A 12607-nucleotide genomic window follows, 5' to 3' on the forward strand; every position below is an offset into this window, starting at 1 on the left:
GCCGTGGTGCGACCCGACGGGCCGTGTCAGGCTGGGCGCATGTCGACGACTCCTCCCACGCAGCGTCCCGTCCGCATCGGCGTCCAGCTTCAGCCGCAGCACGCCGAGTACGCCCAGATCCGCGACGCGGTCGCCCGTGCCGAGGACGCCGGGGTGGACGTGGTCTTCAACTGGGATCACTTCTTCCCCCTGAGCGGCGACCCGGACGGCAAGCACTTCGAGTGCTGGACGATGCTCGGCGCGTGGGCCGAGCAGACGAGTCGCGTGCAGATCGGTGCGCTCGTGACGTGCAACTCCTACCGGAAGCCCGAGCTCCTGGCGGACATGGCCCGCACGGTCGACCACATCTCCGGTGGGCGTCTCATCCTCGGGATCGGTGCGGGCTGGTTCGAGAAGGACTACGACGAGTTCGGCTACGAGTTCGGCACTCCCGGGTCGAGGATCGCGGCGCTCGGCGAGGCGCTGCCGCGGATCAAGGCGCGGTGGGCGGCATCGAACCCGGCGCCGACGCGTGAGATCCCGATCCTCGTCGGCGGCGGCGGCGAGCGGAAGACGCTGCGCGTCGTCGCTGAGCATGCGGACGTCTGGCACTCGTTCGGCGACCTCGAGGTGCTGAAGCGCAAGAGCGCCATCCTCGCCGAGCACGGCGCTGCGGTCGGGCGCGACACCTCGCTCGTCGAGCGGTCGGTCGCCGTCCAGCGGCCGCCGGCAGCCGTGGGCGACGACCTCGTCGCGGCAGGCGCGACGCTGCTCACGGTCGGCGTGAGCGGGCCGGACTACGACCTCCGGCTCGTCCGCGACTGGGTGGCCTGGCGGGACGCGCGGGGCTGACCTGCGGACACGGTCGACGCCGCGGCGCGACGCGAGATGTCCGGTCTGCGCCGGAGTGTCCGGGGCTGCTGTCGAACGACGTGAGCGCTCGACCTAGGCTGCAAGGATGACGGCCGCATCCGACGTCCCCGCCGGGGAGCCTGCACGGGAGGCCCCCGTGCGTCGCCGCCTGCCGTTCTGGCTCCGCGTCCTCGTCCCGGCAGCCCTCGCCCTCGCGGTGTCGCTGGTCGTGGGTGTCACGACGGCGACCGCGGAGCTCAGCCTCGGTCCGCACGAGGCCCGGTACGACATCACGACGGACGGCGGGATCACCGTCGACGTCGGCCCGCTGGGCACCCTCGTGATGAGCTCGCCGTTGCCGCTCGCGCTGGGCGTCCGGGTGACGGTCCAGGAGATCCCGGCGTCCGTCACGTCCGTGGACGCCTCGTCGACGCTCCAGTCGCTCAGCGGCGACCTGCAGGGCTATCTGCAGTTCTTCTCGGGGCCGCAGGCGACGATCCATGACGTCACCCGAGCCCTGCTCGCAAGCGCTGCCCGCCGCTCGCTCACGGTCCTGGCGCTGCTCGTCGGGCTCTGGTTCGGCGGGCGGCTCGCCCTCGGCGCGCGGCGTCGTGCCGAGCTGGCAGCGCCGCTGGCCCCCCACGCCCACCAGCTGGCCGCGGCGTCGCTCGTCGTCGTTCTCGCGCTGACCGTCCTCACGTCGAGCGTGGGGGAGCGTGACCGGTCGTCGACCATGAGCGCGGGGTCGCCGGTCTTCGACGGGACAGCGCTCGAGGGGTCCAGGGTCACCGGGCGACTTGCGGGCGTCATCAACACGTACGGCACGTACGTGCTCAACGCCTATCGCACGAACCAGGCGTTCTACGCGGGCGCCGACGACGCGTTCGTCGCCGCCTGGACCGATCGCCAGGGCCGGATCGACGCCGCAGCCACGGCCTCGACACCGACCCCCACCCCGTCGCCCTCAGCCGACGAGGCCGCCGATCCGGTGGGCAAGGATGAGCAGCCGATCACCCTCCTGCTCGTCTCGGACCTGCACTGCAACGTCGGCATGGCGCCTCTGATCCGGTCGGCTGCCAAGCTCTCGGGCGCCAAGGTCATCCTCGACGCCGGCGACACGACGATCGACGGCACAGCGGTCGAGCAGTACTGCGTCACGACGTTCGCGGAGGCCGCGCCCGCTGGGGTGCCGATCGTCACGTCGCCGGGCAACCACGACTCGAAGGAGACCTCGGCGATGTACGGCCGCGCGGGTGCGACGGTCTTGTCGGGGGAGGTCGTCACCGTGGAGGGCATCCGGATCCTCGGCGACAGCGACCCCAACTCCACGCGCATCGGTGCCGGGACCACGCTCGTGGGCAAGGAGACGGCGCGCGAGGAGGCGAGCCGCCTGGCCGACGTCGCGTGCGACGACACGGACGGCGTCGACCTCCTGCTCATCCACAACCCTCGTGTCGGCGACGAGGCGCTCGACCGCGGATGCGTGCCCACCCAGCTGTCGGGGCACCTGCACACCCGCGTGGGGCCCCTGCGCAACGGGAGCGGGGTGCGCTACGTGAGTGCGAGCACGGCGGGCGCGCTGCTGGGGGAGCCGACCGTGGGTCCGTTGCGCAACACCGCCGAGATGACCGTGCTCCGCTTCGACCCGGTGAACCGCCAGATCATCGACTACCAGCTGATCCAGGTCCGCACGAACGGTTCGGCGAGCGTGGGGCCGCGCATCGGATGGCCACGTCCGCTGCCGGTCTCCCTGCCGAGCGGCATCCGCTGACCTGACCGAGCGATCCGCCCGGGCTGTCGGCCAGGTAGGATCCTGGTGTCCCCCGGAGTGAACGACGGCGTGCCCCCCGGACCGAGATCGAATCGATTCGAGGACCATGTGACCGACGTACTGACGAGCACGTCCGCGCGACGCGCGACCCGCGGCGGCCTCGCCCTACTGGCGCTCGCGCTGGGCGGGTTCACCATCGGCACGACCGAGTTCGCCACGATGGGGCTCCTCCCCCTGGTCGCGGGGGATCTCGGCGTCTCGATCCCGGCGGCCGGGCACGTCATCACGGCGTACGCGCTCGGTGTCGTCGTGGGCGCGCCGGTGCTGACCACCCTTGCGGCCCGCGTCGACCGTCGCGTGCTGCTGCTGTGGCTCATGGTGGCGTTCGCTGCGGCGAACGTCGTGACCGCGTTCGCGCCGTCGCTCGGCTGGCTCGTCGTCGCCCGGTTCGTCGCCGGACTGCCGCACGGTGCGTTCTTCGGGGTCGGCGCCGTCCTCGGTGCCCACGTCGCGGGGCCGGGCCGACGCGGGCGTGCCGTCGCGATGATGATGGCCGGGCTCACGGTCGCGAACATCGTCGGTGTCCCGCTGTCGACCGTGCTCGGGCAGCAGCTCGGGTGGCGGGCCGCGTTCGTCGGCGTGGGGGCGCTCGGTGTCATCACGGTCGTCGCCCTGCTGCGCTGGACCCCGGCGCTCGCGGTCGAGGCCCACGCGAGCGTCCGCTCCGAGCTCGGGGCGCTCCGCAACCGGCGGCTGTGGGTCGCGTTCGCCGGCGGTGCCGTCGGTTTCGGTGGCATGTTCGCCGTCTACTCCTACGTCTCGCCCCTGCTCACCGAGGTCACCGGTCTGGCGATCACGACCGTGCCGATCGTGCTCGCGCTGTTCGGGGTCGGCATGACGATCGGCACCCTCCTCGGCGGCCGGCTCGCCGACCGGTCCGTCCTGCGGACGGTCTACCTGGGGTTCGCGAGCACGATCGCCGTCCTCGTGGTCATCGCACTCACGGGCGGCAACGCCGTCCTCGCGATCACCGCGATCGTCGCCCTGGGTGTCTCCTCGCAGATCCTCGGCCTCTCGCTGCAGACGCGGCTCATGGACCTGTCACCCACGGCGCCGTCGCTCGGTGCTGCGCTGTGCCACTCGGCCCTGAACCTCGGGAACGCGACCGGTGCCTGGCTCGGCGGCCTGGTCATCGCCGCCGGGTACGGCTACCTTGCGCCCGCCTGGGTCGGAGCGGCACTGACCGCGGTCGGGCTGCTCGTCGTGGCGACCGTGGGGCGCAGCGGGCCGCACGACCACGCCGTCTCGACGTCGGGCACCGGGTCGCACACGAATGGTTCCCCCGAGGACGACGACGCCGACGCCGCGCTCGCCGTCGTCCGCTGACGGTCTAGCGGCGCCGCGTCCCGAACAGCGAGCGGGTGATCTCCCGTCCGAGCTGGGTCCCGGCCGACCGCAGGAACGAGTCGAGCGGGCTCGACGCCCGGCTGCGGCTCTGCGCGGTCGAGGTGCGCCGGGAGGCGCTGGCCGCGTCGCGCTCCATCTCTCGGCTGATCCGGTCGAGCTCCTTCGCGCGGGCGGCGGCGTCCTTGGCGGCCTGCTTCGCCGCGGCGTCGGCCGCCTTCGCCTGCTGCTCCGCTGCCGTGGCCGCCGCCGACTCCGCGGCGGCGCTGGCCGTGCGGGCCGCGAGCAGCTCGTAGGCCGACTCCCGGTCGACCGCCGTCGCGTACCGGGCAGAGACGGGGGACGCCGCGACCGCGGCCGTGAGCGTGGCCTCCGGCAGCGGCTCCATCGACGACTGCGGCGCGCGCAGCCGGGTCCAGGCCACGGGCGTCGGTGCGCCCTTCTCCGACAGGACCGTGACGATCGCCTCGCCGGTCCCGAGGGTGGTCAGGACCTCCTCGAGGTCGTAGGGCGAGTTCGGGAACGTGCTCGCGGCCGCCCGCAGGGCCTTCGCGTCGTCGGGCGTGTAGGCGCGCAGCGCGTGCTGCACCCGGTTGCCGAGCTGGGCGAGCACGTCACCCGGCACGTCCTTGGGGCTCTGCGTCACGAAGAACACGCCCACACCCTTCGACCGGATCAGCCGAACCGTCTGGGTCACCTGGGTGAGGAAGTCGCCTGAGGCGTCGGCGAACAGCAGGTGCGCCTCGTCGAAGAAGAACACGAGCTTGGGCTTCGCGGGGTCACCGACCTCGGGCAGCACCTGGAACAGGTCGGCGAGCAGCCACATGAGGAACGTCGAGAAGAGCGCGGGTCGGTCCTGCACGGATGGCAGCTCAAGCGCGGAGATCATGCCCCGGCCGTCGCTCGCGGTCCGCAGCAGCTCGGAGACGTCGAACGCGGGTTCGCCGAAGAACACGTCGGCGCCCTGGGCCTGCAGCGTGACGATCTCGCGCAGGATCACGCCCGCGGTGGCCGCTGACAGGCCGCCGATGCCCTTGAGCGACGCCTTGCCCTCGTCGCCGATGAGGTACGCGATCGTCGCCTGGAGGTCCTTGAGGTCGAGCAGCGCGAGCCCCTGCGTGTCGGCCCAGTGGAAGATGAGGCCGAGGCTCGACTCCTGGGTCTCGTTCAGACCGAGCACCTTCGACAGCAGGAGCGGTCCGAAGTCGGTGACCGTGGTCCGGATCGGGGTGCCGTGCCCGAGCCCGCCCAGGGAGTAGAACTCGACCGGGTGAGCGGTCGCGTGCCAGTCCTGCCCGACGCTCGCCGTCCGGGCCAGCAGCTTGTCGTTCGGCTGACCCGCCTGCGCGAGACCCGAGAGGTCGCCCTTGATGTCCGCGACGAACACGGGGACTCCCGCGGCGGAGAGCGCCTCCGTCATGACCTGGAGCGTCTTCGTCTTGCCGGTGCCGGTCGCGCCGGCGACGAGGCCGTGGCGGTTCATCATCGCGAGCGGGAGGCCCACCTGTGCGGACGTGGTGGGAGTGTCACCCTCCACGAGGGCTCCGAGGTGGAGCATCTCGCCGGCGAACGTGTAGCCCGCCGTGACCTTGGCGGCCCACTCGGACGGGCCGGCTGCGCCCGACGCGGCCGGGGCAGGGGGCGGAGCAGGGGCGGACGGAGCAGCGGCGGCGGGTGCTGTGGCAGCCGCGACGCGCGGTGCCTGGGCGGCCGCGTCGGCAGCGGCCTGGGCAGCCTCAGCGGCGGCGACCGCGGCAGCGGCTCGTGCCTCGGCAGCCTCGGCGGCTGCCTGCGCGGCGGCAGCCTTGAGGGCGGCGAGCTCCGCGGCGCCCGGGACCGATGGGACAGTGCCACCCTGCGCGTCCGACATGGCTGCGAGTCTAGGGCTGGGCGACCCATGTGTCCCGGGGACATCGGAGCGCAGGGGTGCCGTACGCATGCGCTGCGACGTACGTCTAGGACCAATGGCCCTGTACGGTTCCCGGCGCGCCGTGCGGGGACGCGCCGGTGGGGGCGCGAGAATCGTGGCTGGCCACCTGCCGATCGACAGGCGGTGCCGTTACCCTCGAACCAGACCCCGTTCGGATGTGTTGCCCCGCGGCATCGCGTCACCACGATGACCACCCGACGACGACCCCGAGGCAGGCCCCATGAGCAGCACCGTGATCGAGAGCATCGAGCAGCCCGACAACGGCCGCGCGGTCCCTGGCGCCGCGCGCGAGCGACAGGTCAGCGAGTTCACCGAGCTGACCAAGATGGTCCAGAGCGCCGGGCTCCTGCGCCGCCGCTACGCGTACTACTGGACGCGCTTCGCGGTCATCCTGCTCCTGCTCGGCGGCACGGCGTTCGCGTTCTTCGCCATCGGCCCGTCGTGGTGGCAGCTTGTCGTCGCCGCGGTCCTGGCGCTCGTCCTCGGGCAGGTCATGTTCCTGGGCCACGACGCAGCGCACCGGCAGATCTTCGTCTCGGGCCGCTGGAACGACTGGGCGAGCCTCGTCGTCGCCAACCTGCTGGCCGGGATGAGCTACGGCTGGTGGAACCACAAGCACAGCCGCCACCACGCCAAGCCGAACACCCTCGGCGCCGACGGCGACATCGATGCCGGCGCGATCGTGTTCACCACCGAGAACCTCGAGCGCGAGCGTACGGGGATCGCCGGGTGGTTCACCCAGCGCCAGGGATGGTTCTTCTTCCCGCTGCTGCTCCTCGAAGGCCTCAACCTCCACATCTCGGGCGTCAAGACGATCTTCGGCCGCGGCGCCGTCAAGCGCCGCCCCGTCGAGATGGCCTTCGTCACCCTGCGGCTCGGCGGCTACCTCGCGATCGTGTTCTGGTTCCTGCCGGTGGGTATGGCGTTCGCGTTCCTGGGCGTCCAGCTCGGCCTGTTCGGGCTCTACATGGGTGCCAGCTTCGCCCCGAACCACAAGGGCATGCCGATCGTCCCGGCGTCGATGAAGATCAGCTTCCTGCACCGTCAGGTCCTCCTGAGCCGCAACATCCGGGGCGGCCGGTTCGTGGACCTGTTCATGGGCGGGCTCAACTACCAGATCGAGCACCACCTGTTCCCGAGCATGGCGAGCCCGTCGCTCAAGAAGGTCCAGCCCATGGTTCGGCAGTTCTGTGCCGACCGGGGCATCTCCTACACCGAGACGACCCTGCTGCACTCCTACCGGATCGTGGTCGAGTACCTCAACGAGGTCGGCCTCGCCGCCCGCGACCCGTTCCAGTGCCCGCTCGTCACGGAGTTCCGCGCGGCCCGCTGACCTGCCGGACCTACGCCGCGTGGCGGAGCCCCTGACCCGGGCTCCGGCGCGCGCCGGTAAACTCGCCGACGTGACCTCGCAGGCTGCCGCACACCCCGTCCCCGACGCCGGACCGAACGACGTCCCCTTCCGCTACACGGCCGCGCTCGCGGACTCCGTCGAGCGACGCTGGCAGGACGAGTGGGAGCGGCGCGGGACCTTCTCGGCGCCGAACCCGAGCGGTCGGCTCACGGACGCCGAGGGACACCACGCCGCGCCGGGGTCGACGCCCTACTTCGTGATGGACATGTTCCCGTACCCCTCAGGTGCGGGTCTGCACATCGGGCACCCGCTCGGCTACATCGCCACCGACGTCGTGGCGCGGTTCCGCCGGATGCAGGGCGACAACGTGCTGCACGCGCTCGGGTACGACGCGTTCGGCCTGCCCGCCGAGCAGTACGCGGTCCAGACGGGTCAGCACCCGCGGGTCACGACCGAGGCCAACATCGAGATCATGGCCCGCCAGCTGCGCCGGCTCGGCACCGGTCACGACCCGCGGCGGACGTTCGCCACGATCGACCCCGGGTACGTGCGCTGGACGCAGTGGATCTTCCTGCAGATCTTCGAGTCCTGGTACGACGCCGACGCCGTGCGTCCCGACGGCGGCACGGGCCGTGCCCGTCCGATCAGCGAGCTCGTCGAGGCCTATGCGGCCGGCACGCGCGTGGTCCCGACCGGCATCGCCGGGGTGCCCGACGGCGCGCCGTGGACCGACCTCGACGAGACCGCGCGCCGCAGGGTGGTGGACTCCGAGCGCCTGGCGTACATGTCCGAGACACCCGTGAACTGGTGCCCGGGACTCGGCACGGTCCTCGCGAACGAGGAGGTCACGTCGGACGGTCGCTCGGAGCGCGGCAACTTCCCGGTCTTCCAGCGCACGCTGCGGCAGTGGAAGATGCGGATCACGGCGTACGCCGACCGGCTCGCCGACGACCTGGACCTCATCGACTGGCCCGAGAAGGTCGTCGCGATGCAGCGCAACTGGATCGGACGCTCTGACGGCGCCACGGTCAGGTTCGCGGTGCTCGACGACGGTGCGGACGGGTCGTCGTCGGACATCGCGCGGGAGCGTCGCTGGGTCGAGGTCTTCACGACCCGCCCCGACACGCTGTTCGGGCCACGTTCATGGTCGTCTCGCCCGAGCACCCGCTGCTCGACGAGGTGCCGACCGTGTGGCCGGCGGGCACGGCGGAGGCGTGGACCGGCGGGCACCCGGACCCGTCCGCGGCCGTGGCCACCTACCGCCGCGAGGCCGCCGCCAAGACCGCGGTCGAGCGCCAGGCCGACGCCGGTCGCAAGACGGGCGTGTTCACCGGCGTCTACGCGACCAACCCGGTCAACGGCACCCCGATCCCGGTCTTCACGGCCGACTACGTCCTCATGGGCTACGGCACGGGGGCGATCATGGCCGTCCCCGGCGGCGACACGCGCGACCACGCGTTCGCCGAGGCGTTCGGACTGCCGGTCGTGCGGACCGTCGCGCCACCCGAGGGGTTCGAGGGCGGTGCGTGGACCGGCGACGGCGCAATCATCGGCTCCAGCAACGACGAGGTGAGCCTCGACGGTCTCGACGTCAGCGCCGCCAAGGGCGTCATCGTCGCGTGGCTCGAGGGCAAGGGCCTCGGCACCAGCACGGTCACGTACCGCCTGCGGGACTGGCTTTTCAGCCGCCAGCGCTACTGGGGCGAGCCGTTCCCGATCGTCTACGACGAGCACGACCTGCCGATCGCGCTGCCGGACTCCGCACTGCCGGTCGACCTGCCCGAGGTTCCGGACTACTCCCCGCGCACGTTCGACCCGCTCGACTCGCAGTCCTCGCCCGAGGCGCCGCTGGGCCGCAACGAGGACTGGGTCAACGTCACGCTCGACCTCGGCGACGGACCTCGCACGTACCGACGCGACACCAACACGATGCCCAACTGGGCCGGGTCGTGCTGGTACTACCTGCACTACCTGGACCCCGAGCACGCCGGGGCGCTCGTCGACCCCGAGCTCGAGCGGTACTGGATGGGCCCGGGCCACAACCCGGCCGACACCCACCGGTCCGGGGGTGTCGACCTGTACGTCGGCGGCGTCGAGCACGCCGTGCTGCACCTGCTGTACGCACGGTTCTGGCACAAGGTCCTCTACGACCTGGGCCACGTCACGAGCGTCGAGCCGTTCCGCAAGCTCTTCAACCAGGGCTACATCCAGGCCTACGCATACACCGACGCGCGCGGCGTGCACGTCGAGGCGAGCGAGGTCGTCGAGGACCCGTCGGTCGCGAGCGGCTTCACCTGGCAGGGCGAGGAGGTGCTCCGCGAGTACGGGAAGATGGGCAAGTCGCTGAAGAACATGGTGACGCCCGACGACATGTACGCGGAGTACGGCGCCGACACCCTGCGCGTGTACGAGATGGCGATGGGCCCCCTGGACCTGTCACGTCCGTGGGAGACGCGGGCCGTCGTGGGTGCGCAACGGTTCCTCCAGCGCCTGTGGCGGAACACGATCGACGAGACGACCGGCGCTCTGCGTGTCGTGGATGACGCGCCGGACGCCGCGACGCTGCGGGTGCTGCACCGCACGATCGCCGACGTCACCGCCGACTACGACGCGATGCGCATCAACACCGCGATCGCCAAGCTCATCGTGCTCAACAACCACCTCACGTCGCTCGCCACCGTGCCGCGCGCGGCTGTGGAGCCGCTCATCCTCATGACGGCGCCGGTCGCGCCGCACCTCGCGGAGGAGCTGTGGGAGCGGCTCGGGCACCCGGTGTCGCTCGCGCACGAGCCGTTCCCGGTCGCCGACCCGGTGCAGCTCGTCGAGGACACGGTCACGTGCATCTTCCAGGTGCAGGGCAAGGTCCGCGGGCGCGCCGAGGTGAGCCTGGACGTCACCGAGGACGCGCTGCGGGAGCTCGCGCTCGCCGACCCGGGCGTCGAGCGCGCGATCGCCGGACGCGAGGTCGCGAAGGTCATCGTGCGCGCGCCCCGGCTCGTCAACGTGGTGCCGGCCTGAGCACCGACCGAGCGCGGTCGCGCGCAGCCGCGCGGCCCCCACGGGTCGCGGTCGTCACCGACTCGACCGCGTCGTTGCCGGCGGGCGAGGCCGAGCGGTGGGGCGTCGTCGTCGTCCCGCTGCAGGTCGTCGTCGGCGGGGAACGCCATCTCGAGGGCCGGGACCTCCCGCCGGCCGAGCTCACGGCGGCGCTGACCCACGGCGTCCGTGTCACGACGTCGCAACCGGCACCGGCCGCCTTCGCCGAGGCCTACGCGCGCGCGGCTGCGTCCGGTGCCCGCGAGATCGTGTCCGTGCACCTGTCGGGTGAGCTCTCGGGGACCGTGCGGGCCGCTCAGCTCGCGGCTCTCGCCGCGCCGATACCCGTGCACGTCGTCGACTCGCGCTCGGTCGTCATGGGCCTCGGGTTCGCGGTGCTGTCGGCTGCCCGGCTGGCCCGGGGTGGACTTCCGGTGGACGACGACGGGACCTCGCAGGGCTATGCCGACGGCGCGGGTCGAGCCGGATCGACCGGCCTGATCCGCAGCCTGGTCAGGCGGGTCCGGCACGAGACACCCTCAGTCGCGATGCCTGCGGAGCCGTCGGCCGACGGTGCGCTCGTCGCCGAACGTGCGCGCTCGGTGGCCGCATCGGCCAGCGCCTGGTTCCTCGTCGACTCCCTCGACCACCTGCGCCGCGGGGGGCGTCTGAGTGCGACCGCGGCGGCGCTCGGCACGGTGCTGGGTCTGCGGCCGATCCTTGCGCTGCGTGGCGGACGCATCGAGGTCGCCGAGAAGGTCCGCACCCGTCGTGCGGCACGCGACAGGCTCGAGGCGATCGTCGTCGCTGAGGTCCGCAGGCGGGGTCCGGCGCGGGTCGCGGTCCACCACCTCGGGCAGCCTGAGGTCGCCGACGGCGTGGCGCGTCAGCTCGAGGCATGGCTGGGCGAGCTGGTCCAGCACGTCGAGGTGTGCGAGGTCAGCGCCGTCATCGGGGCCCACGTCGGCCCAGGGCTGCTCGCGATCGTCGTCGCGGACGCCTGACGCGTGACGCCCGACGCCCGCTCGGCCACCCGCAGCCCCGATGGCCGGGGGCGTCCTCCGCAGCGGTCTCCCGTCGTGGCGCCGATCGCCGACGGCGACCCCTACCGTCTCGAGAATGGCCGTCCGAACGCAGGTCCCGGAGCGAGGCCGGTCGTCTGAGAGCGACGGGTCGTCCGAGCGCGACCGGTTGTGGGGGCTGACCCAGCCCGTCCCCACCGCGCCGGTGTCGCCCCGGTCGACCGCGGCGACCGGTGAGCCGGCCGGGGTGCCCGCCGGTCCCGCGGACGGCTGGGTCCCTGCGCGCGCGGCGGACCGGCACGCTGGCGATCCCGACGCGGCTGCGCTCGATCCTGGCCCGGCTGCGCGCGATCCCGACGCGGCTGGGCGCGACCTTGCCCCCGACCCGGCTGGGCGCGACGCAGCGGATGTCGCCGCTCGTCGCTCGTCAGCGCTCGCGACCGCGAGCAAGGCCTACGCGGACGCACATGGGCATCCCCTGACGCATCCCCGCGACGGGGAGCGGCGACCCAGCAGTCCGCCGCGTCGGTGGGCCGTTCCGATGCGCCTTGCCCTGACGGCCGCGCTGGCGATGGGCCTCGTCGGTGGCGCGGTCGCCCTGAGGTCCGCCGCGGTCGCCTCAGCAGGGCTCGTGCCGATCGAGCTGCCACCCGTCGGGGTGTCGTTGTCGTCAGTCGCAGCCGACACGGATGACGCTCGTGGCGCCGCGTCGACCCCTGGAGCAGCGACCGGCTCTGCGTCGACGGGCTCTGCGTCGGTCGACGGCACCGGCTCGGTGTCCACGGTGAGGACCAGCGGTGGCGCGGTGGTCGTGCACGTCGTGGGTGAGGTTGCGACCCCCGGTGTCGTGCAGCTGGCTGCGGGCTCTCGCGTGGACGACGCGATCCGTGCTGCGGGCGGTGCGACGGAACGTGCGGACCTGGCCGCGCTCAACCTGGCGCGCGTCGTGATCGACGGAGAGCAGGTGGTGGTGCCCGCACCCGGCGACGCCGTCGCCCCGCAGACGGGAGCACCGCCGGGCGGTGGGACCGCCCCCGACGGCGCCGGGTCGGGCGGCTCGTCGTCGGCGACCGTCGACCTCAACGGCGCCGATGCTGCGGCCCTCGATGCGCTCCCGGGCATCGGCCCGGTCCTTGCGGGCAGGATCGTCGACTGGCGGCAGGCCAACGGGCGGTTCGCGTCCGTCGACCAGCTCGGTGAGGTCGACGGCATCGGTCCGACGCTGCTCGCCAAGCTCCGTCCGCTCGTGCGGGTGTGAC

Annotated in this window: 7 protein-coding genes and 1 pseudogene; 7 read left to right on the forward strand and 1 reads right to left on the reverse strand. The window is 72.6% G+C overall.

Features of this window, described 5'->3' with window-relative positions:
- Window positions 1-39 precede the first annotated feature (39 nt).
- The 3 genes from DDP54_RS13030 to DDP54_RS13040 all read left to right on the forward strand — a co-directional run bounded on the left by DDP54_RS13030 (window position 40) and on the right by DDP54_RS13040 (window position 3988).
- Window positions 40-831 carry an LLM class F420-dependent oxidoreductase gene (locus DDP54_RS13030; RefSeq protein WP_109132096.1) on the forward strand — a complete coding sequence of 264 codons (792 nt, stop codon included), beginning with the start codon at window positions 40-42 and terminating at the stop codon, window positions 829-831.
- Window positions 832-937: 106 nt separating this feature from the next.
- Entirely contained in the window at window positions 938-2602 is a 1665-nt protein-coding gene (locus DDP54_RS13035; RefSeq protein ID WP_109132097.1) for a metallophosphoesterase, read from the forward strand.
- A gap of 108 nt (window positions 2603-2710) precedes the next feature.
- A complete protein-coding gene (locus tag DDP54_RS13040; protein WP_242448396.1) occupies window positions 2711-3988 on the forward strand; it encodes an MFS transporter in 1278 nt (425 codons plus the stop codon).
- Between the two features lie 4 nt (window positions 3989-3992).
- On the opposite strand, the gene DDP54_RS13045 is transcribed toward DDP54_RS13040, so the two are convergent.
- Window positions 3993-5876, reverse strand: coding sequence for a helicase HerA-like domain-containing protein (locus DDP54_RS13045; protein WP_109132098.1), 1884 nt, complete (start codon window positions 5874-5876; stop codon window positions 3993-3995).
- Window positions 5877-6156: 280 nt separating this feature from the next.
- On the opposite strand from DDP54_RS13045, the gene DDP54_RS13050 reads away from it, so the two are divergent.
- From DDP54_RS13050 to DDP54_RS13065, 4 genes and pseudogenes are all read left to right on the forward strand, one after another.
- A complete protein-coding gene (locus tag DDP54_RS13050) occupies window positions 6157-7269 on the forward strand; it encodes a fatty acid desaturase (protein ID WP_109132099.1) in 1113 nt (370 codons plus the stop codon).
- A 70-nt stretch (window positions 7270-7339) separates the two neighbouring features.
- Window positions 7340-10308 (forward strand): annotated as a pseudogene (leuS, locus tag DDP54_RS13055) (leucine--tRNA ligase).
- Window positions 10305-11330 (forward strand): DegV family protein, encoded by a 1026-nt coding sequence (locus DDP54_RS13060; protein ID WP_109132595.1) that lies wholly within the window; start codon window positions 10305-10307, stop codon window positions 11328-11330. Before leuS ends, DDP54_RS13060 begins: the two are co-directional and overlap by 4 nt.
- Before the next feature lie 559 nt (window positions 11331-11889).
- Window positions 11890-12606, forward strand: coding sequence for a helix-hairpin-helix domain-containing protein (locus DDP54_RS13065; protein ID WP_109132596.1), 717 nt, complete (start codon window positions 11890-11892; stop codon window positions 12604-12606).
- Window position 12607: the final 1 nt, after the last annotated feature.

This window comes from Cellulomonas sp. WB94 (assembly GCF_003115775.1).
In the GTDB taxonomy this organism is placed as follows: Bacteria; Actinomycetota; Actinomycetes; order Actinomycetales; family Cellulomonadaceae; genus Cellulomonas_A.